This window comes from Roseibium sp. MB-4, from assembly GCF_053005265.1.
The window spans coordinates 2,356,156-2,377,343 of record NZ_JBRKQB010000001.1 but is presented as its reverse complement, the minus strand read 5'-3'; the positions used below and the strand labels follow the sequence as shown (position 1 = coordinate 2,377,343).

The 21,188-nt window shown below is 55.3% G+C and carries 21 protein-coding genes; 13 read left to right on the top strand and 8 right to left on the bottom strand.

From position 1 onward, the window contains the following. Positions 1-76: 76 nt before the first annotated feature. The gene (locus ACVDG4_RS11005; RefSeq protein ID WP_447235065.1) at positions 77-874 is read right to left on the bottom strand and encodes a PAS domain-containing protein; all 798 of its coding nucleotides are present in this window, start codon (positions 872-874) and stop codon (positions 77-79) included. Between the two features lie 725 nt (positions 875-1,599). On the opposite strand from ACVDG4_RS11005, the gene ACVDG4_RS11000 reads away from it, so the two are divergent. The 9 genes from ACVDG4_RS11000 (at position 1,600) to hemP (ending at position 9,815) form a co-directional block, all read left to right on the top strand. Then, positions 1,600-2,370 (top strand): ABC transporter ATP-binding protein, encoded by a 771-nt coding sequence (locus ACVDG4_RS11000; protein WP_209179273.1) that lies wholly within the window; start codon positions 1,600-1,602, stop codon positions 2,368-2,370. After that, on the top strand, positions 2,367-3,074 hold the full coding sequence (locus ACVDG4_RS10995; RefSeq protein WP_447235064.1) for an ABC transporter ATP-binding protein: 708 nt from the start codon (positions 2,367-2,369) through the stop codon (positions 3,072-3,074). Before ACVDG4_RS11000 ends, ACVDG4_RS10995 begins: the two co-directional genes overlap by 4 nt. A 5-nt stretch (positions 3,075-3,079) precedes the next feature. After that, a complete protein-coding gene (locus tag ACVDG4_RS10990; RefSeq protein ID WP_133948610.1) occupies positions 3,080-3,952 on the top strand; it encodes a branched-chain amino acid ABC transporter permease in 873 nt (290 codons plus the stop codon). 14 nt (positions 3,953-3,966) lie between these two features. After that, the gene (locus ACVDG4_RS10985; protein WP_447235063.1) at positions 3,967-4,929 is read left to right on the top strand and encodes a branched-chain amino acid ABC transporter permease; all 963 of its coding nucleotides are present in this window, start codon (positions 3,967-3,969) and stop codon (positions 4,927-4,929) included. Positions 4,930-5,020: 91 nt separating this feature from the next. After that, positions 5,021-6,226 (top strand): ABC transporter substrate-binding protein, encoded by a 1,206-nt coding sequence (locus tag ACVDG4_RS10980; RefSeq protein WP_133948606.1) that lies wholly within the window; start codon positions 5,021-5,023, stop codon positions 6,224-6,226. Positions 6,227-6,331: 105 nt separating this feature from the next. Beyond that, positions 6,332-7,510, top strand: coding sequence for a BaiN/RdsA family NAD(P)/FAD-dependent oxidoreductase (locus ACVDG4_RS10975; RefSeq protein ID WP_447235062.1), 1,179 nt, complete (start codon positions 6,332-6,334; stop codon positions 7,508-7,510). A 97-nt stretch (positions 7,511-7,607) separates the two neighbouring features. Next, entirely contained in the window at positions 7,608-8,645 is a 1,038-nt protein-coding gene (locus ACVDG4_RS10970; RefSeq protein WP_447235061.1) for a LacI family DNA-binding transcriptional regulator, read from the top strand. Between the two features lie 136 nt (positions 8,646-8,781). Next, on the top strand, positions 8,782-9,246 hold the full coding sequence (gene rirA / locus ACVDG4_RS10965) for an iron-responsive transcriptional regulator RirA (protein ID WP_082428869.1): 465 nt from the start codon (positions 8,782-8,784) through the stop codon (positions 9,244-9,246). A gap of 356 nt (positions 9,247-9,602) precedes the next feature. Beyond that, positions 9,603-9,815, top strand: coding sequence for a hemin uptake protein HemP (hemP, locus tag ACVDG4_RS10960; protein ID WP_040451480.1), 213 nt, complete (start codon positions 9,603-9,605; stop codon positions 9,813-9,815). A gap of 2 nt (positions 9,816-9,817) precedes the next feature. Here hemP and ACVDG4_RS10955 read toward each other — a convergent pair whose 3' ends face one another. The 4 genes from ACVDG4_RS10955 to betI all read right to left on the bottom strand — a co-directional run bounded on the left by ACVDG4_RS10955 (position 9,818) and on the right by betI (position 15,073). Further along, positions 9,818-11,125, bottom strand: a complete 1,308-nt coding sequence (locus ACVDG4_RS10955) for an adenylate/guanylate cyclase domain-containing protein (RefSeq protein WP_447235060.1) — start codon at positions 11,123-11,125, stop codon at positions 9,818-9,820. A 151-nt stretch (positions 11,126-11,276) separates the two neighbouring features. Continuing rightward, complete coding sequence (gene betB / locus ACVDG4_RS10950; protein WP_447235059.1) at positions 11,277-12,740, bottom strand: betaine-aldehyde dehydrogenase; 1,464 nt, start codon at positions 12,738-12,740, stop codon at positions 11,277-11,279. Positions 12,741-12,792: 52 nt separating this feature from the next. Then, positions 12,793-14,451, bottom strand: a complete 1,659-nt coding sequence (betA, locus tag ACVDG4_RS10945) for a choline dehydrogenase (RefSeq protein ID WP_447235058.1) — start codon at positions 14,449-14,451, stop codon at positions 12,793-12,795. A gap of 19 nt (positions 14,452-14,470) precedes the next feature. Beyond that, positions 14,471-15,073, bottom strand: a complete 603-nt coding sequence (betI, locus tag ACVDG4_RS10940) for a transcriptional regulator BetI (protein ID WP_447235057.1) — start codon at positions 15,071-15,073, stop codon at positions 14,471-14,473. A gap of 198 nt (positions 15,074-15,271) precedes the next feature. Here betI and ACVDG4_RS10935 point away from each other — a divergent pair, with 198 nt between their 5' ends. From ACVDG4_RS10935 to choV, 3 genes are all read left to right on the top strand, one after another. Then, positions 15,272-16,216 carry a choline ABC transporter substrate-binding protein gene (locus tag ACVDG4_RS10935; protein ID WP_306149793.1) on the top strand — a complete coding sequence of 315 codons (945 nt, stop codon included), beginning with the start codon at positions 15,272-15,274 and terminating at the stop codon, positions 16,214-16,216. A 76-nt stretch (positions 16,217-16,292) separates the two neighbouring features. Next, positions 16,293-17,135: a choline ABC transporter permease subunit gene (choW, locus tag ACVDG4_RS10930; protein WP_209179285.1), complete on the top strand. Its 843-nt coding sequence runs from the start codon at positions 16,293-16,295 to the stop codon at positions 17,133-17,135. Further along, complete coding sequence (choV, locus tag ACVDG4_RS10925; RefSeq protein ID WP_447235056.1) at positions 17,132-18,175, top strand: choline ABC transporter ATP-binding protein; 1,044 nt, start codon at positions 17,132-17,134, stop codon at positions 18,173-18,175. The genes choW and choV overlap by 4 nt, the downstream gene beginning before the upstream one ends. A 115-nt stretch (positions 18,176-18,290) precedes the next feature. On the opposite strand, the gene ACVDG4_RS10920 is transcribed toward choV, so the two are convergent. Beyond that, a complete protein-coding gene (locus ACVDG4_RS10920; RefSeq protein WP_133948591.1) occupies positions 18,291-18,503 on the bottom strand; it encodes a cold-shock protein in 213 nt (70 codons plus the stop codon). Between the two features lie 418 nt (positions 18,504-18,921). On the opposite strand from ACVDG4_RS10920, the gene ACVDG4_RS10915 reads away from it, so the two are divergent. Then, positions 18,922-19,278: a BA14K family protein gene (locus ACVDG4_RS10915; RefSeq protein WP_428528333.1), complete on the top strand. Its 357-nt coding sequence runs from the start codon at positions 18,922-18,924 to the stop codon at positions 19,276-19,278. Positions 19,279-19,356: 78 nt separating this feature from the next. On the opposite strand, the gene ACVDG4_RS10910 is transcribed toward ACVDG4_RS10915, so the two are convergent. Together ACVDG4_RS10910 and ACVDG4_RS10905 are read right to left on the bottom strand one after the other, a co-directional pair. Then, a complete protein-coding gene (locus ACVDG4_RS10910) occupies positions 19,357-19,815 on the bottom strand; it encodes a YaiI/YqxD family protein (protein WP_447235055.1) in 459 nt (152 codons plus the stop codon). Next, entirely contained in the window at positions 19,812-21,038 is a 1,227-nt protein-coding gene (locus ACVDG4_RS10905) for a BaiN/RdsA family NAD(P)/FAD-dependent oxidoreductase (RefSeq protein WP_447235054.1), read from the bottom strand. The genes ACVDG4_RS10910 and ACVDG4_RS10905 overlap by 4 nt, the downstream gene beginning before the upstream one ends. Positions 21,039-21,188 lie beyond the last annotated feature (150 nt).

Here is a 21,188-nt window from a genome sequence, read left to right as displayed (position 1 = left end):
TCTTCTGTCAACTCAAAGAGTTCAAGCGAATCGCCATGCGGGCCTGCAAAACCGATCGCAGCTTCGAGGCATTCATTTACATCGCAGCGGCCGTCATCAATTCAAAATGAATCCCCACAAACCCTAGGTAAGCTGGCTGGCTGGTAACCGCGTCGCTGCAAGGACGTACAGTCAGTTCATGCCATCGGTCGCCCTGGCTGGTGCGCACAAGCGCGACGAGGCGGGCATTCCGCTCTTTATCCAACCGCTCCTTAAGGTGCAGGATGTCTGCCGGATTTTGAAATTGCTGATAGAAGTTCGTTTCAAGATCCACGCAAGCAGCCCGTGCTGCTGTGTTCCGGTAAAGTGGAGAGCCGTCTTTCGTAAAGAGCGAGATCATCACGGTGGTGTGCATCAACGCTTCGGCGCTGCGAAGGGTCTCTGGCTGTTGTTCGTGATGGTCTCGCGCTTCGCACAGCATTGCCATGCGCCCGTCGTTTAGGATGATGCCACTAAGAGTGACCTGAAGAACCCGGGCTTTTCCTTTGGGATAAAGTGTCCAAATCTCGGAAACACTTACGTCCTTTTGAGTGAAATCCTGCCGATATTGTTTCAGCCGTTGGTCCACGGAATGAGACATGTCGGATGCCATATCTCTGGCCCGTAACTCTTCCAGACTTGGCGCGCCGGTGATTTCCAAAGCCTTTTTGTTGGCCCAAATTATTCTTTTTTCGTCGAAATCAAAAATCCAGACACCGGTGTCAAGCCGGTCATAAATGCTTGTAATCAGGCGGGCATCGAACCTGAGATCGGTGATTGCTATTCCGGCATGTTCAGACTCATCTGTGGAGTGCCGCACAATCTTTTGGAGTTTAAGTTGATCGGACAGGGTCATTCTCCACGCCATGCATACGCATTGCAAACATCGTCCAACTCGACAGTTTAACCACCTGCAATCTAGGATTTAAAAACCAATATCCGCAGGACTAACAATGTCTCAAACCGGATAAGAGATGGCTTCTTGCTAAGCGGCTGTTCCTAATGGATGTATTTAAAAATAGGTAAGAGTGGTGAAAATTCTCCTAACTCCATGATGTTAAATCGCAAAAAACAGTGTACATGATTGGCGTTGTATCTGCACTAGTTGTGTTGACCGCAATTGAGCGTGCCTATCATTGTTTTCTCGAACACTAGCCTCGGCCGCTGGTTTTTCGTTTTCCAGCAGAAGCTTCTCGCTAAACGCGTATTCTCAAGACAGCAAAGGACTGTGGTGCTGCGGCTAGACAGCCCAGCAATTTCCCATCCAGGATTTGTATGAAACAATTGGGTCTTGTCTTTGCTATTTGATTTACGCCTGTTTGCTCTGTTCCCGCTGTCATATCTTTTGACTTGGCGTTGAATACGGATCAGCTGTACCAAAACGCCTCGATAATCGGAAAAACTTGCCTTTTCTGGTGCAAAGGGCGGTTTTTATGAGTTGATTGATCTGCCAATGAAGCTAGAAGGATTGGGGCCGCGCCAAGGAAATATGGCGGCGGATCCTTTCGTGGATCTTGCGCGACAATCGAAGCGGCCAAAGGAAAATAAGAAAGACCGCTTGGGGGGCGGCGAGGAGCTTTGATGCTGGAGCTAGATCAGCTCGTTATGGATTTTAGTGGGTTTCGGGCGGTAAACGGCTGCTCGTTTCGGGTGGAAGAAGGCAGTATCACCGGTCTGATTGGCCCAAACGGTGCAGGTAAGACCACCCTGTTCAATCTGATCGCAGGTGCGCTGCAGCCTACAAGCGGCACGATCCGTTTTCTGGGCGAAGATGTGACGCCATTGGCCAGTCATGAACTGTTCCACAAGGGGCTGGTACGCACGTTCCAGATACCGCACGAGTTTCACAAACTTACAGCGCTTGAAAACCTGATGATGGTCCCGCCGTCGCAGCCGGGAGAAAGCTTGTTTTCGAACTGGTTATCCTGGGGCAAGGTGAAGTCGACAGAAGCGCTGGTTGAGAAACGGGCCTACGAAACACTCGAGTTCCTCGAGCTTTCTCATATCGCGCACGAGCGGGCAGGAAACCTGTCGGGCGGCCAGAAGAAGCTTCTTGAGCTTGGTCGAACAATGATGACCGACGCAAAGCTGGTTTTGCTGGACGAGCCAGCCGCTGGTGTAAACCGGACATTGCTGCGCAAACTGGAAAGCAAGATCGAGCTTTTGAACAAGGAGCGCGGTTACACGTTCATCCTGATCGAACATGATATGGAAATGATTGAAAAGCTCTGCGATCCCGTGGTCTGCATGGCAGAGGGCAAAGTGCTGATCGAAGGTGACTTCCAGACAGTGCGGTCCAACCCGCAGGTTCTGGAAGCCTATCTTGGTGAGACGACAGGAGACGCCGCATGACAGCTCTCCTCTCAATGGAAGCCATCACTGGCGGTTACGGTGATGCCAACATCCTTGAAGACGTCTCGATGCATGTGATGGCGGATGAAATCGTCGTCATTGTTGGCCCGAATGGCGCCGGCAAATCGACGGCGATGAAATCGGTGTTCGGCCTGCTCAACATCCGCGGCGGTAAAATGATGTTCGATGGTGATGACATCACCGGATGGGCGCCCAACCGCATTGTTCAGCGCGGGATCTGCTATGTGCCTCAGGTGGACAACATCTTCCGTGAGATGTCTATCCATGAAAACCTGGAAATGGGCGGGTTCCTGAAAAAAGGCGATCTGTCGGTTGCCTATGACCGTGTTTACGCGTTGTTCCCTGATCTGAAGGAACGCCGCAAGACGATGGCGGGCAGCTTGTCTGGCGGCCAACGGCAGATGGTCGCGATGGGCCGGGCATTGATGCTGGATCCTAAGCTACTGCTGTTGGATGAGCCGACCGCAGGTCTCTCTCCGAAATATATGGAGCAGATCTTTCAGATCTGTCGCGACGTCCGGGACACGGGTGTTGCCATTCTGCTCGTCGAGCAGCATGCAAAACAAGCGCTGGCATTTGCCGACCGCGGCTATGTGCTGGCAGCTGGTAAAAACCGTCATGAAGGCTCAGGGGCCGATTTGCTGGCTGACCGCGAGGTCGCCGAGATGTTCCTGGGGGGCTGAGCGGTATGGATTTGTTTGAACTTCTAAACTTTTACGTCATTCCAGGCATCGTGCTCGGATCAATCTATGCGCTTGGCGCGGTCGGAATCACGTTGATCTTCGCGATCCTGCGCTATGCGCACCTGGCGCACGGCGATTTGGCAACACTTGGTGCTTTCATAGCTTTGGCAGTGGTCACCACGCTTGGCGTGTCGCCGCTCGCAGCATTGCCTGTCGCGATCATCGCAACTGCAGCAGTGGCCGTTGGCATCGACAAGGTGTTTTATGACCACCTTCGAGAACGCCCAAAGATCGTCACGGTGATGGCATCGCTCGGCATTGCGCTCATGATCCGGGCGGTTGTTCAGGTCGTCTGGGGTGTGGATACGGAAACCTATTCGCGCGGTATTGTCCGACCGGAAAACTACTTCGGTCTTCGGATTCGGGACCGCGAGATCTACACAGTGATCGCAATGCTGGCGCTGGTCGGCGTCCTCCATGTGTTCCTGACCCAGTCCAAATGGGGCAAGGCCATGCGGGCCATGTCCGACAACCCGAACCTTGCGCTGCTGTCAGGGATCGACAACCGCAAGGTCATCATCCTGACATGGGTGATTGCCGGTGGTTTGTGCGCTGCCTCGGGCTTCTTCCTCGGACTGAACACTGAGTTGAAGTCCATGATGGGTTGGCACATGCTTCTGCCCATGTTCGCAGCGGCCATTCTTGGCGGTGTCGGACGGGTTGAAGGGGCTGTTCTTGGGGGACTAATCGTCGGCATTGCCGAAGAGCTGTCCGTGCTTGTCATCCCGAGCGAATATAAGGCTGCAATGGCCTTTGCGATCTTGTTGTTCATGCTGCTTGTGCGCCCGACCGGGTTGCTCAAGGGCAAGGTTCTTTAAGGGGAGGGCACAAGATGGAATTTCTGGGTCTTGTAAATTACGCTCTCTTCATGGCGATTTTCATTGCCATCTATGCCCTTCTGGCACTCGGCTTGAACATCCAGTGGGGTTTTGCGGGTCTTTTCAATGCCGGTATCGCGGGCTTCTTTGCCGTAGGGGCTTACACCTCGGCGATCCTGACAACAGAAGCCGTCGACGGCCGGATCGGCGGGTTCGATCTTCACTTTGTCATCGGTTGGGTCGGAGCCATGATCGCCGCGGCGCTGGTGGCTTGGCCAATTGGGAAAATCTGTCTGCGCTTCCGTTCTGATTATCTCGCGATTGCCTCAATCGGGATTGCTGAAATCATCCGTCTGGTAATCAAGTCGGAACCGGCGCTGACCAACGGCGCGCGCGGCATTCCGGGTATCCCGCGGCCGATGAGTGACATTGGTTATATGGAATCTCAGGTCGCTTATCTCATCATCGTCCTGGCAGTCTTGATTGCCGCGTATGTGCTGGTCGAGCGTCAGTTCAACGCGCCATGGGGCCGGATGATGCGCGCGATCCGGGACAATGAAGATGCCGCCAAGGCGATGGGTAAGGATGTGGAATTCCGCCGCCTGGAAGCCTTTATCTTTGGCGCAGCTCTTATGGGGTTGGGTGGAGCGCTTTTTGCGCACTTCAACCGCTCTATCACACCTGAGGCAATTGATCCGATGGTCGCAACCTTCCTGGTCTGGATCATGTTGATCCTGGGCGGGTCCGGCAACAACCGCGGCGCCATCCTGGGTGCAGCGGTGGTTTGGATCATCTGGTCGGTGTCCGAGATTGCAACAGATCGCCTGCCGCATGAATATGCGATCCAGGCAAAATATATCCGCTTGTTCCTTATTGGCTTGATGCTGCAGCTGGTGCTGCGGTTCCGGCCGGAGGGGCTGCTTCCAGAGCCGCTTAGGGGCGACCAGCGGAGTGCAAAAGGCGGTGCGGACCACTAGGCCCGCGCCAGGGTGGCGCAACCCTAACGAGTTGTGCTACCCAAGACGTTCAAAAGACCCGGCAAAGACCGGTTAATGAGGAGGTACTTTCATGAAAACCAAGCTTCTGACGCTTGCTGCGGGCCTGATGACGGCAACAGCACTGGCCACCGTTCCGGCGAAAGCTGATGTGAAGATCGGCCTTATCGGCGGTGTCTCCGGCCCGATCGCAGCGATGGCTCCGGCCATGATCGATGCAGCGCAATTGGCTGTTCAGCAGGTCAACGAGCAAGGCGGTATCGGCGATGGCGAAAAGCTCGTCGGTGTTGTCGGTGATAGCGCATGTAACCCGCAAGGCGGCACGGACGCTGCGACCAAAGCTGTCAATATCGAAGGCGTTGCTGGTATCGTTGGTCCGCATTGCTCCGGCGCCGTTCTGGCAGCAGCCGGTTCCGTCACCATTCCGGCTGGCGTAACCTTGGTTACACCGTCCGGTACGTCCCCGGAAATCACAAACCTTGAAGACAACGACTCGGTTTTCCGGACCGTTCCGTCTGATGACTACCAGGGCCGTGCACTGGCGCGTACTCTGAAAGACATGGGATATGGCAAGGTTGCGGTTGCTTATCTCAACAACGATTACGGCACGGGTCTCGCAAACGCATTCAAGACCGAGTACGTCGATGCGCTCGGCGGTGAGATCACACAGTTCGCAGCGCACGAAGAAGGCAAAGCGTCCTACCGTTCAAACCTGGCTGAGCTTGCCAAGGGCGGCGCCGACACGCTGGTCATCTTCGACTACGGTGACGGCACAGGCCTCACCATCCTGCGTCAGGCTCTGGAAAACGGTTTCTTTGAAAAGTTCGTTGGCGGCGACGGTATGAAGTCCGACGCAGTCATCAATGAGCTTGGTGCAGAGAACCTCGCAAACTTTGTTTCTTCTTCGCCGGTCGGTGAAAAGTCTGACTCTCTGGACATCTTCAACGAAGCCTTCAAAGGCGTTGGCGGTGATCCAGACGCGATTTTTGCAAACACCTCCTATGACGCAGCTTTCTTGCTGGCACTGGCATTGGAAAAAACCGGTGGCAAAAAAGAAGGCGTTGGTGCTGCTCTGAGAGAAGTCTCCAACGGTGAAGGCGAAGCGATCCGTCCAGGTGAGTGGCAGAAAGCAAAAGAGCTGATCGCTGCTGGTACCGCGATCGACTACAAAGGCGCTGCTGGTGACCATAACTTCGACGCAAAAGGCGACGTTCCGGGCACCTTTGCTCTCTTTGAAGTTGGCGCTGACGGTTTCGAAGTTGTGTCCGAAATGAACTAAGCTTTTTCTTTCTGAGAAGCGAGTTTTGTAAGCCGGCGGTCCGAAAGGGCCGCCGGTTTCGTTTGGACTCTGGTAAGCGGGAGTAAACGCTGTATAACCGCCGCTATGCGTGATCTGGATGTTCTTGTGCTCGGTGGCGGTGCCGCCGGATTGATGTGTGCGATTGAAGCGGCCAAGCGGGGCCGTCAAGTATTGGTCCTGGACCATGCCAAGCGGCCAGCAGACAAGATCAGGATCTCCGGGGGCGGCCGCTGCAATTTCACCAACCTGCATTGCTCACCGGCCAATTTCCTTTCCCAAAATCCGAGGTTCTGCGTCTCGGCCCTGAAACGCTACACCCAGCAGGATTTCTTGGGACTTGTCGAAAAACATCGGATCTCCTGGCACGAAAAAACGCTTGGCCAGCTCTTTTGCGACAACTCCGCCAAGGACATCATCCAGATGCTTTTGTCCGAGTTGGAGGCAGCTGGCGGTGTTTTGCAGCTGGAAACCTCGATCTCGGCCGTGAGCAAACCGGATGACCGCTTTTCCGTTGCAACGTCGAAAGGGCCGGTGCGGGCCAAGTCTCTTGTTGTTGCAACAGGAGGGCCGTCAATCCCGAAGATGGGGGCGACAGGATTTGGTTACGATCTTGCAAAGCAATTCGGTCATGATGTGATCACGCCGCGTGCCGCACTGGTGCCGTTGACATTTTCTGACGCCAACAAGGATTTGTGCGCTCGTCTGTCAGGCGTCTCGGTTGATGCAGAAGTCAGTTTCAAAAAGACCACGTTCCGCGAAGGGCTGCTGTTTACCCATCGTGGTTTGTCCGGTCCGTCCATCTTGCAGATTTCATCCTATTGGGAAGAAGGCAGGCCGATCTCTGTGAACCTTCTCCCCGGGACGGATGTGTTTGACGTACTTCGATCAGCGCGATCAGCGACTCCGAAACAGGATCTCAAAACCGGGTTGACCCAGTTGTTGCCATCGCGTCTGGCCGACGAGCTGTCGCAGGCTTTTCAGTTAAAGGGCCGTTTGGCGGATTTGTCGGACAAGGTTTTGCGCCGCTGTTCAGAGCAGCTCAACCGCTGGCAGCTGACACCTGTTGGCACGGAAGGCTACCGCACAGCCGAGGTGACGCTGGGCGGTGTGAACACAAAAGAACTCTCTTCCAAAACCATGGAAAGTGCGAAAGTTCCCGGGCTTTATTTTATTGGCGAAGTGGTTGATGTGACCGGGCATCTCGGTGGCTTTAACTTTCAGTGGGCGTGGTCGTCCGGGCACGCGGCCGGTCAATTCGTCTAGATCTCAAAGTGCTTAACCAGCGCAAAGTTTCGCATTGCACCATTTTTTGATGACCGTGCCTCATTTCTTGCTATAGTCGCCTGAACGGGAGGGGCTCTTGAAGCGTGTGACGATCCATGATGTGGCTGAAGCAGCAGGCGTCAGCCTGGCGACGGTCGATCGGGTTTTGAACACGCGGCCCGGTGTGCGCAAGGCGACAATTGAAAAGGTTCGCCAGGCTGTTGAGAGACTGAACTACCAGCCGGATGTCTTTGCAGCGGGCCTCGCCAAGAAAAGCGCCTACCGGCTGCATTTCCTGATCCCGAACGGGCCGAATGCCTTCATGGAAGATCTGACACGGGAAGCCAGGGCGCATGCACAGTCCATGAGTGGCGCGCGTATGCAGGTGCATGTCGAGCCGATTGATGCCTTTGATGGTCACCGGGTGACCGGAACACTCGCCGTTCTCGACAAATCCGTTTGTGATGGTGTTGCAGTGGTTGCGCCCGCGTTTCCGGAAGTGCGCGCGGCTATTGATCGTTTGCAGGACCGCGGCGTCCCTGTTGTGACACTGGTGTCCGATCATCCGGCCTCCGCCCGGCAGCACTTCGTCGGCATCAACAATGTTGCTGCTGGCCGGACGGCTGGCCGGTTGATGGGGCGGTTTTTGCCGAAGGAGCCTGGAAAGATCGCGTTGATTGCCGGCTCTCTTGGACTGAGGGACCACGCTGACCGATACACAGGCTGCCGCGAAGTGATTGACACTGAGTATCCGCATCTGGAGCTCTTGAAGGTGCGCGAAGGCCGGGACGATAATCGGAGAAACGAAGATGTGGTGCGCAAGCTGCTCTCCGAACATCCGGACCTAACTGCGGTCTACAACATCGGCGCAGGCAACAGGGGCGTGATTGCAGCAATCCGGGAGAACGGCCGTGCGGACGATATTGTCTTTGTCGGCCATGAACTCACGCCTTACACCCGCCAGGCGCTCCGGGATGGAATAATGGATGCTGTCATTGCTCAGGATCCCGGTCACGAAATCAGAAGTGCGATCCGGGTGCTCAAGGCACTTTGCGACGGGGTTCCGATCATCGAAGATCAGGAGCGCATTGGTATTGATGTTTTTCTCAAGGAAAATCTGCCGGAAGACGTTTAACTGGCTGCACGACTGAGCGGCCGAGTACTTGAGATGTCCGTGATTGCGGAAAATTTGCCATAGAAACCGAAAAACTTGGCCATTACACTCCAAATTTAGGATTGACCTTTTCAGTCCGCAGCCGCATATCTAACCCATGCGTTTGACACAACAGACAAACTATGCCGTCCGCGCACTTATGTATTGCGCGGTAAATCCGGACAAGCCGAGCCGGGTTGCAGATATTGCAGCCAGCTTTGAGATGTCCGAGACGCACCTGTTCAAGATCATGAAGGTGCTGGTCGATGCCAATTTGATCCGGACCATTCGTGGCCGGAACGGCGGTGTTATGCTGGCCCGCCCTGCGGAAGATATCTCCGTTGGCGAGGTTGTTCGGGCGGCAGAAGAGAGTTTTCTCCTTGCCGAATGCTTCGATTCAGGCCGAAAAGACTGTCCTTTGATCATGTCCTGCGGCTTCAATGGCCTGCTGCATGAGGCGCTCGAGGCGTTTATGGAAGTGCTCGATGCAAAGTCCATTGCAGATCTCTCTGAAGACCGGTTTGGCATGCGGACGCTTCTCAACATCGAATCTACTGAACGTCCGGTCGCAGCGAACGCCTGATCGTTTTCGACCTGCTTCAAACAAATAAAGCCGCCCAAAGGGCGGCTTTATTTGTCTGTTCTGTCGGTTTCCCTTTTGAACAAAGCCTAGCTGGCTGACCGCTGAGGGAGAGGAGAGGGCGGTTGGCTTGCCGGCATTTGGCACCCTGTCGAGACAGGGGACCTGTCTTCGAAGAACCAGAGGACGCGATTTCCAGTTCCTTTCCGATCAGGCATTGCCTTCATAGGAAAACTTGAGTATGAGTGTCAAGTATAAAGTGGAGTTAAAAACTCAGCTTATAAGAATCATTTCAAGACAGCGCTGATTTTGGCGAAAAACAGCGCAACTGATCACTCACCAAGAGATGGATGATAGCCATGACGCCTTCGACAAACAGCCGCAAACAACGTTTGTCCCTTTCCATGCCAGGCGCCCGGCCGGCATATACGAAGGTTCCGGTATCGAAGGGAAAACCTCAGCTCAAATCCGATGACCTGTTTAGTGGCACCCGGGAGATAAACATTCTCCACAATGACGACACCTATCGGTTGACCATTACGAAACAGGGCAAACTGATACTGACGAAATGATCTTAGTTCACCGCCATATCGTGTGTCGGGGCTGAGTAGATCGCGACGGGGCTGCCGACGCCGCGTAACTCATGATCTCCCATTGGATCAAGGGCAGATTGTAACCCGGTCGGCAAGGCCGACCGGACTGGGTCGGTCAGGAGAAGCGTTTTTCCAAGCGGTTTGCAAAGTGATTCCACACGGCTTGTTTCATTTACGGCGCGGCCAATAACGGTAAAGTCGAGCCGCTCCTCGCCGCCAACATTTCCGAAAAACACCTCACCCATGTGAAGGCCAATCCCGATCTTGAGCGGATGCCATACGGCTGGATCGGGGAGGCCTTCCGGAGGCGTTTCGTTGAAATCATCAATTGCTGACAGGACTGCCCGGGCCGCCTGGACCGCAGCGTCTGCCGCCGCTTCCCGGCCCAGGGCCTTTTGATCGAAAACTGCGAGAACGCCGTCTCCCATGAACTTCAGAATTTCTCCCCCGTGCGCCAGTACGGAGGTTGATACCCGGTCAAAATAGGCATTGAGAATGGCGGTCACTTCAGGTCCGCTCATCCTATCGGCGAGTTGGGTAAAACCGCGCATGTCGCTCATGAAGACAACAGCATCGATGGCCTCGCCATCACCGCGTTTGATCTCTCCATCCAGGACCCGTTGACCGGCAATCGGCCCAAGATAGGTATCTGCGACATTCCGGGCGATGCGCTGAACTATATGCCGTTCAACATGCAGCGCGAACAGTTCGATGACGGACCGGATCCGCTCTTTATCGCCATCTTGAAAACCGCCCTTGCGCGTGGTCGCGAGGGTCATGGCGTTGTTCATGGCCCCGGCTGCGCTGAGGGGTATAGCGACGTAATTCGTGTAGCCCTGTTCAGCCAATTCCGTCATAATTGGAAAAGCGTTGAGACCCTCATTGGTCTCAAGATCCACTTTTACGAACTCTCCCTCTGCCATGACCTTGTACAGTGGGTTGCGCGTAAAGGCTTCATGCTGGATGGCATTGGCATCTGCAGCGATTTCATCGCAAAAACCGTCAAGCGCGCTCCAGAACCAGGAAAATCCGATCACACGCGGGTGCAGGGTGCCAACGTGGAGAGTAGCCCGGTCAATGCCGAGATTGGCTGCATGGCAACGCCACATGAACTCCTCGTACATCAACATCACGTCTTTGATGCTGGTCGCGTCATTCAAAAGCCAGCTTTTAACATCTTCGAGCGTTTGGCCGGACGGTGCGCAGGAGGCCCCCCGGCTGGAGCGGGCCAAAAGCTGTACACTCGCAGCATACGTTCTAGGAGAGGGATCGAGGGCGTGACGGGTCATGAATATCCGGTTGGTTCAAAGGCGGTGTCTATTATCTGGACGGTTTTGCTGGAAATTCAATTGGCAACAGATGCGCCTGCTGGCGGTCGAAACAAAAACTCCCCGTTCATTAAGAACGGGGAGCTCACTGATTGGACAAAGAGACGTCTGATTAGAAAGCGGCTTCGACACCACCCATTTCAACATAAATGCTTTTGATCTGGCTGTAATACTCGATCGCCGCGTGACCGTTTTCACGGCCCATACCGGATTTTTTGTAGCCGCCAAACGGCATCTCAATCGGTGTCAGATTGTAGGTATTGATCCAGCATGTACCCGCCTGCAGTTGATCAATCACCCGATGCGCACGTTGAATGTCTTTCGTGAACACGCCTGCGGCCAGACCAAACTCGGTATCGTTGGCGCGAGCAACGACATCGTCTTCATTGTCAAAATCGAGAACGCTGAGCACCGGCCCGAAGATTTCTTCTTGTGCAATCCGCATATTGTCTTTGACGTCGGCAAAGACGGTCGGCTGGACGAAATATCCGTTCGGGAAACTTTCGATGTCGGCTGCGCCGCCGCCGCAGACAAGACGGGCCCCTTCATCCTGACCGATCTGCATGTAGGACAGCACTTTGTCCCGCTGTACCTCGGAGACGAGCGGGCCAATGCTGGTCGTCTCATCCAGCGGATCACCGAGGACTGCATCGCCGATTCGCTCGGCAAGACGTTTCAGGAATTGTTCCTTGATGGCGGTATGCACAAAAACGCGCGTACCGTTGGAGCAGATCTGGCCGGTTGAATAGAAATTCGCGTTGATCGCAGCTGAAATCGCGTTTTCGATATCCGCGTCATCAAAGATGATCAGAGGTGACTTGCCACCGAGCTCGAGCGTTGTCTTTTTCAGGTGCTCACCGGCCAGCGCCGCCACCTTTGCACCTGTCGGAACGGAGCCGGTCAGCGAGACCTTTGCAATGTCCGGATGGGCCACCATCTTGGCGCCAACATCGCCAAAACCCTGAATGACGTTGAAAACGCCGGCCGGAAGACCGGTTTCCGTCAACGCTTCCGCGAGCTTAAGAGCGCTGAGCGGTGTGACTTCGGATGGCTTGAAGATCATCGCGTTGCCGCAGACGAGTGCGGGGGCAGCTTTCCAGCAAGCGATCTGGATCGGATAGTTCCACGCGCCGATCCCGAAGCAAATGCCAAGCGGTTCGCGCTTTGTGTAGGCAAAAGAGCCGCCGAGATCGATATGTTCACCGGTGAGCGTTGCCGCGAGTCCGCCATAATATTCGAGGCAGTCAGCACCTGAGGCTGCGTCCGCGATCAGGGTTTCTTGAAGCGGTTTGCCAGTATCCAGCGTCTCCAGAACTGAAAGCTCATGGTTCTTTTCCCGAAGGATCTCGGCTGCCTTGCGCAGAACGCGGCCACGTTCTGCTGGAGGCGTTGCGGCCCATACTTTCTGGCCTTCCTTGGCTGCGGAAATGGCTGCTGCAATGATGGCGTCATCTGCAGGATGGATCTGTGCAATGACCTCACCTGTTGCCGGGTAAAGGGAGTCAAAGGGCGTTCCGCTCTGGCTTTCCGTATAGGCTCCGCCGATGTAGTGGGACGCATTCGGTTGGGCGCGCATGAAGGGGCTCCTGCTTGTCGTGTCTTGGGTCCGGTTTGTACCGGAGAATGTGTTAGCGCTGGCTGGTTTCCCAAGCCGGGTTGATCCAGGGTTCCTGATTGGACGCAGGAAGCGGCGTCTTGCCAAGGATATGGTCAGATGCTTTCTCGCCGACCATCAGGGATGGCCCGTTCAGATTTCCATTGGTGATCTGTGGGAAGATGGAGCTGTCCGCAACCCGTAAACCATCCACGCCGATCACCCGGCATTCCGGGTCCACCACGGCCATTGGGTCATCTTTGGCTCCCATCTTACAGGTACAGCTCGGATGGTAGGCGCTTTCGACGTGTTCCTTGATGAAGGCGTTCAGGTCTTCGTCGGTCTGAACATGATCGCCAGGCTGGATTTCCTTGCCGCGGTAAGGGGCAAAGGCCTCCTGGCCGAAGATTTCGCGGGTCAGGCGGATGCAGGTGCGGAAGTCCTCCCAGTCCTCTTCATGAGACATGTAGTTGAAGAGAATTGACGGTTTCGAGCGCGGATCATTCGAGGTCAGACGGATCCGGCCACGTGACTTGGATCGCATTGGCCCGACATGTGCCTGGAAACCGTGCCCTTCTGCTGCAGCTTTGCCGTCATAGCGGACGGCAAACGGCAGGAAATGGTACTGGATGTCCGGGTACTTTACACCCGCTTTGGACCGGATGAAGGCACAGCTTTCGAACTGGTTGGACGCACCAAGGCCATTTTTGAAGAACAACCACTGCGCGCCGATCACAGCCTTGGAAATCAGGTTCCAGTGCTTGTAAAGCGTGATTGGTTGGGTACACGCCTGTTGGAGGTAAAGCTCCAAATGGTCTTGCAGATTGGCACCGACGCCTGGACGGTCTGCAACCACATCGATCCCAAGTTCAGACAGGTGATCCGCGGGGCCAATGCCGGATTGCATGAGGATCTTTGGGGAGTTAATCGCCGAGGCCGACAGCACAACCTCGCGAGCCGCACGGGCGATTTGGATTTCGCCCCCGACTTCAAACTCTACGCCCGTCGCCCGGCCGCTTTCGATTATGACCTTCCGGACCAAAGCGCCTTTGATCAGATCAAGATTGCCGCGGTTCAGAGCGGGCTTTAGGTAGGCATTTGCGGCAGACCAACGCCGGCCTTTGTGGACCGTCATTTCCATATCGGCGAAACCTTCTTGGCGTTCGCCATTGTAGTCTTCGGTCACGCCATACCCGGCCTGTTCGCCAGCATCTTTGAACGCCCGGAAAAGCGGGTTCCATTTGCTGCCACGCTGGATGTGCATCGGGCCATCAGTGCCGCGCCAGCCCTCTTGGCCGCCGTGGCTGGTTTCCATCCGCTTGTAGTAGGGAAGGACATGACGATAGCCCCAACCCGCAGCACCCATTTCCTCCCATGTATCGAAGTCGCAGGCGTGGCCACGCACATAGACCATTCCATTGATTGAGGAGGAACCGCCGATCACTTTGCCGCGCGGTGTTGCGAGGCGCCTGCCATCCAGATGCGGCTCCGGCTCGCTCTCAAAACCCCAATCATAAAGGGACATGTTCATCGGATAGGAGAGGGCTGCGGGCATCTGAATGAAGGGGCCTGCGTCGGTTCCACCAAATTCCAGAACGAGAACACGGTTCTGCGGATCTTCGGATAGGCGGCTGGCGAGGACGCACCCGGCCGATCCGGCACCAACGATGATGAAGTCGAACTGGTTCGTCATGACAAGTCTCCGGGCCGCGTCACTGAGACGGGCGCTGTGCGGTCGCGGCCGCAATCTGTGTTTCAACGTAGTCTTCGACCAAGGCGATGGCCGCCTGGCGGTCGGTTTTGCTGTCACTGAGCGCCTGGCGGATCCAGACGCCGTCAATCATGGAGGCGGTTCCTTCCGCAAGGCGAAGAGCATCTTCGCGCGGAATAAACGCCTTGAAGTTGTGCGTCAGGTTGGATGCAAGTCGTGCCGCGTAGATTTTTAACAGGCGCCGGTTGCTCGTTGTGGTGCGGGATTGAACATAAAAAGCCAGCCATGCAGCAATGACCGCAGGTTGAAACTGGTCCACGGCAAAGTTGCCCGCGATGATCGCCGATATGCGTTCCCTAGGCGTTGACGCCTTGCTCAGGCCTTCCTGAATTTCACGCCCCAACTCGGTAAGAAGGTGCCGCATTGTGGCTGCAAGTAATTGATCTTTTGAGCCAAAGTAATGATGGACAAGACCGCCCGAAACGCCGGCACGCTTGGCGATTTGCGCCATCGTGACGTCGCTGTAACCGCGCTCATGAATAGCGTCAACGGTTGCATTTATAAGGCTCCGGCGCCGCTCTTCTTCCATCCCGACTTTGGGCATTGTGCTCTCCAGATTTTCCTAATTCCTATTTTTAATTGATCAATCAATCAATGAAAACTTGCAAAATTCTCTCTAGAGTGTTTCCATTTCGGACATACCGGCTGCTAAGAGAGAGATGGCTCGGCAGAAATGCGGAGCCGCGAAGAAAAATTCAAGCGGCTGAGACCAGAGACTGAACTAAAAAGGGGAACTTCAAATATGAAACTCACAACCAAACTTGTAAGCGGTCTGGCTCTCGGATTGATGATGACCGGAACTTCCCTGGCCGCCGAGCCGGAGAGCTGCAAGACCGTTCGCTTCTCTGATGTTGGTTGGACCGATATCACCGCAACCACTGCGGCTACCACCGTTGTTCTCGATGCGTTGGGCTATGACACTGAGGTCAAGATCCTATCGGTTCCGGTGACCTACGCGTCTTTGAAGAACAAGGACATCGACATTTTCCTCGGCAACTGGATGCCGACCATGGAAGGCGACATCAAGGCATACCGCGAAGACGGCTCTGTCGAGACCGTCCGTGCCAACCTCGAAGGCGCCAAGTACACCCTCGCCGTTCCGCAATACACCTACGATAAGGGCCTGAAGAGCTTCCAGGATATTGCGAAGTTCAAGGACGATCTGGATGGCAAGATTTACGGCATCGAGCCGGGCAATGATGGCAACCGTCTGATCATTGGCATGATCGACGAGAATCTGTTCGGCCTGGAAGGTTTTGAAGTCGTCGAGTCTTCTGAACAAGGCATGCTGGCGCAGGTGTCCCGCGCTGAAAAGCGTGACAAGGACATCGTCTTCCTGGGCTGGGAACCGCATCCGATGAATGCCAACTTTGACATGGCTTACCTCGAAGGTGGCGATGAAATCTTTGGCCCGAACTACGGTGGTGCAACGGTCTATACCAACGTGCGGGCCGGCTACACCAGCGAGTGCGCCAATGTCGGTAAGCTGCTCAACAATCTCGAGTTCTCTCTTGCGATGGAGAACGAGATCATGGGCGCAATCCTGAACGATGGTGAAGATCCGCAAAAAGCAGCCAAGGCATGGCTGAAAGCGCATCCTGCAACGTTCGAAGCATGGCTTGACGGTGTCACCACATTCGACGGCGGAGAATCCATCGCTGCTGTCAAAGGCGACCTTGGTCTTTAACACCTGACAAACAGGCGCCGTGTCTCTCAGACTCGGCGCCTTTTCTTTGTCTGACACTTGAAAGTGGAGCGTCAGGTTGAACTGGCTGACAGAATATAAATTGCCGATTGGGCCATGGGCGCGGACCATGGTCGATTGGCTCACCGACAACGCCTATTGGGTGTTCGACGGCATCTCCGTATTCTTGGAGACGCTGATCGACGGCATCTTGTGGCTGTTGCAAACTCCGCACCCGCTTGTCATCGTGGCACTTGCTGCAGGTGCGGGATATGCGGTTCACCGGAAAATCTCATTGGCGGCGTTCATAGCGGTTTCCCTGATGTTGATCATCAATCAGGGTTATTGGGAAGAAACCACAGAAACACTCGCCCTGGTGATTGCGGCCTCTGTGGTCTGCATGGCTGTCGGCATTCCCATTGGTGTGTATGGTGCGCATAATCCGCGGTTTTTTGCAGCCCTGCGGCCGGTCCTCGACCTCATGCAGACGATCCCGACATTCGTGTATCTGATCCCGGCCCTGATCCTGTTTGGGCTTGGTATGGTGCCTGGTTTGATCGCAACGGTGATTTTCGCCATTCCAGCCCCGATCCGGCTGACGCAGTTGGGCGTTTCCTCGACACCAACAGCTCTTCTTGAAGCTGGGGAAGCGTTTGGGGCAACCAAGTCGCAACTCCTCTGGAAAATCGAGCTGCCATATGCGCTGCCGCAGATTATGGCCGGCCTGACGCAGACCATCATGCTGTCCCTGTCGATGGTCGTGATTGCTGCACTTGTGGGCGCTGACGGTCTCGGCGTGCCGACACTTCGTGCACTCAATACGGTGAACATCGCGCAAGGCTTTGAAGTCGGGGTTTGTATCGTCCTGATCGCGATTGTTCTGGACCGGTTTTTCCGTAAGGAAGAAGGAGGCAAATCATGAGTGCGTCTGAGAACACACCGGTTGTTTCCTTCAAGGATGTCGACATCGTTTTTGGCAACAATCCGCAATCGGCCTTGCCTTTGATTGATGCCGGGAAAACACGGCAGGAGATCCAGAAGGAAACGGGTCAGATCCTGGGTGTTGCCGGAGCAACCTTTGACATTTACGAGGGCGAAGTCATCGTTCTGATGGGTTTGTCCGGGTCTGGGAAGTCGACTCTCCTGCGCGGCGTGAATGGATTGAACCCCGTCATCCGGGGGGAAGTGCAGGTCCATGACGGTGAGCGCTACATCAACCCTGAGACATGTTCGGAAGCTGAATTGCGTCAGCTGCGCCGCAGTCGGATCGGGATGGTCTTTCAGCAGTTCGGTTTGCTGCCTTGGCGTACCGTCTCTGAGAACGTCGGATTTGGTTTGGAGCTTGCCGGTGTTGCGCAAAAAGACCGCGACGCGAAGGTGAAAGAGCAGCTCAAGCTCGTTGGTCTGGCCGGGTGGGGTGAAAAATACGTCCATGAACTGTCGGGCGGCATGCAGCAACGCGTCGGCTTGGCCCGGGCGTTTGCAACCGATGCCCCCCTTCTTCTGATGGATGAACCGTTCTCGGCTCTTGACCCGCTCATCCGCGACAAGTTGCAGGACGAACTTCTGGATCTTCAGAAGGAACTCAACCGGACCATCATATTCGTTAGCCACGATCTGGACGAGGCGGCGAAGATCGGATCTCGTATCGCAATCATGGAGGGGGGACGGGTCATCCAGCTCGGCACGTCGCAAGAGATCGTGAAGAAGCCGGCAACGCCCTATGTGGCCGATTTCGTAAGCCACATGAACCCACTCAATGTACTACGGGCGCGCGATATTATGGTGCCGCCGGGAAGCATTCCCGGATCTATGGCCAATGCACCGACCTGCAAGGCTGACACGACCATCCGCGAGGTAGCTCGTCTAAAGAAAGACAGCACGGAGCCGGTCGTCGTCCAGCGTGACGGTGCCGTAGTCGGTGTGATAGGTGAAAACGAGCTGCTTGAGTGTATGCTCTAGATTATTCTGTGTTCGGGCGTACGCCCGTTGATCTGGAACTAAAAACGGGGCCTGTTGGCCCCGTTTTCATGTTTGAGCTTCGGCGCGATATCGCTGCCTGAAACTTAAAAAAACCTCAGAGGAGCTCCAGCTGAGCTGCCTGTTTGCCGCGGCCGCGACGGTCATCTTCGGCAACGAAAGAAATCTTTGCGCCTTCAACCGGTGTTCCAAGACCTGCCTGTTCAAACGCCGTGACATGGACGAAAACATCCTTGCCACCGCTTTCCGGGGTAATGAAGCCGAATCCACGGTCGTGATTGAAGAATTTAATGGTGCCGTTCTCGCGCATGGAGAAGCCTTTCCGTAGTTTGTGCAGGCAGCCGTTCCTGGGGAACCGAGCCGATAAACGAGAAGTCAAAAAAGAAACGGAAAGCTTGGCAGTTCAGAGCAGCACCCAAAAGGATGCTGCCGAAGGCAGTCTCACCGGGTCTAGTATCATGTCCCGTACAACGCAACTTGCGCTGATATTTCAAATGTAAGGGCGTCGGTAGCTGCCGACAAGGGAAAGAAGCCAGTTATTCTCAAACGAACTTTTGGGTGCAACAACATGTTCGGACTGTGAGCGAGTTTGGAGGCTGATTGGATCAGCAAAACGGAAACCGCTGGGCTGTGATTGTGGTCACATCGCCAGAAATCGGCCCGGTCTAAGGTAACTTCATCAACTGAGGTGGAAGCGTAAGGCCTCAGGAGCTTGAAGGAGCAAGACCATGTTCAAGACTATTGTTACGACTTCCGCTGCAGTGACGATCGCCGCTGGTGCTATGATCTTCGCTGGTTCAAACACCGCTCAGGCCGGTAACGGTTGGGGCGTCGCCGCCGGGGTTGCCGGTGGCTTCGCAGCTGGCGCACTTGTAGGGTCCGCGCTCTCGCAGCCCCGATATGCTGGCCCTCCAACCTATTATTATGCACCGCGCCGCGTGTATCGCCCGGCCCCGGTCGTGACCTATCGCCCGGCCCCCTGGAGTAATGCGTGGTACAATTACTGCAGCAGCAAATACCGGTCTTTCAATCCGCGTACCGGTTACTACCTCGCATATTCCGGCAACTACCGGTTCTGCCGTTAACAGTTATAAGCTGGGCGCAATCACCAGCAGCCCCGTAGACTGGTTCGCCAATCTGCGGGGCTTATAATATGCGCATATTCAGGCGCCAGATTGCCTCTTCGCTGCCCGCATGACAGTCTCAAGCTGATTGAGAAACCGGGATCGGTCTTGCTTTGTGAAGCTGGGGCCGCCCTCACGGATCTCACCGATTTCCCTGAGGTGCGTGTTGAGATCTCGCATGGCAAGCCGCATCCCGATGGCATCCTCGCGAAATGGTTTGCCGTTCGGCGATAAGACCTGCGCCCCGGTCTTCACGCAGCGAGCTGCCAGCGGAACATCTGCGGTGATGACGACGTCTCCGGGACCGGAGCGGTCCGCGATCCAGTTGTCGGCTTCGTCCGGTCCTTCGGCAACCACGACCCTTTCAATGAGATCTCCATCAGGCAGCCTCATCCAGCTGTTCGACACGAACACGATCCTGACGTTGTGGCGCTCTCCGACACGGATTGTCTCATCTTTGACCGGGCAGGCATCCGCGTCGACATAAAGGACGGTCATGTTCCAGGGGTCTCCGGTGACTTTGAGGTGAGATAGGTGGTGATCCCGTTGGCGGCTGCCAATCCCGATGCGAAACAGGCCTGCAGAAGATAGCCGCCGGTGGGGGCTTCCCAGTCAAGCATTTCGCCGGAGACAAACACCCCTGGCATTATGCGCAGCATGAGATGTGGATCGACTTCCTGCAAGGCCACTCCGCCTGCGGAGGAAATGGCGCGGTCGATATCGTAAGTGGCGATACAGGTCACCGGAACGTTCTTGATCCGAGTTGCCAATTCTCCCGAGACTTCCGGTAGGGGGCCACTTTCCCGGATGAGCGCCTGTTCTACCGGTTGCAAGCCGACCGTCTTTCTAAGAAATGTCGACATGGACTGCTTGCCCCGCGGGCGCCCGAGTTTTTCGTGCAACGCCTGATGAGTGAGTTGGGGGCGCAGATCGATCGAAATAGGCGCGGTCCCAGATTGCTTGAGCTGCGTCCTGATCTCGGCCGACAAGGCATAGATTGCCCCGCCTTCAAGGCCCTTTCCGGAAAGGATAGCTTCACCCAAAACCGAGTGCGATCCGCTGGTAACTTTAATCCGTTTTAGCGGGTGCCCGGCAAACCGTTGTTGGATGAATGCGCTCCACGACACTTCAAATCCGCAATTGGCAGGTTGAAAGTCAACCACCTCAACCCCGGCGTCGCGCAAAACGGGAACCCAGGCAGCATCAGACCCAAGTTTCGGCCAGCTCGCCCCGCCAAGGGCTAGCAAGACTGCGCGGGCCGGCATTGGTGATGGTGCCTCGTTGTCTCTTGAAATCAACGCATTGCCATCTTGGGAGAACCCGCGAAACGCAGAGCGGGTGAGGAGGCGGACACCGCTGTCGTCCAAACGCCGAAGCCACGCACGCAGAAGCGGGGACGCTTTCATGGACTTAGGAAAGACACGACCACTCGTCCCAACAAAGGTCTCTTGACCGAGCCCTTCGCACCAATCGATCAGGGCTTTGGGCGGAAAATCTGAGATGAGAGGTTTGATAAAGTTTTCGGCCTCGCGATACCGGCTGACAAACGTTTCCAACGCTTCGCTGTGGGTCAAATTCAGTCCGCCGCGTCCAGCCATGAGAAATTTCCGGGCCGGCGATGGCATTCGGTCCACCACAACGACGTCATACCCCTTGGCAGACAGGTGTTCGGCTGCAAACAGTCCAGCTGGACCAGCTCCGATGATCAATGCATCTATCATGCGGGCCTTATAATCCGAATGTATTTCCAAAAACCAGAACCGATTGGTGAAGGCTCAAGTTGTAAAAGTTGAATTCGGTGTTCAATCTCAAGAATTTATTATTTGTCTTGTGAAATGCTTTCCGGAACGAACAAGTTCTTTTGTGAGTCG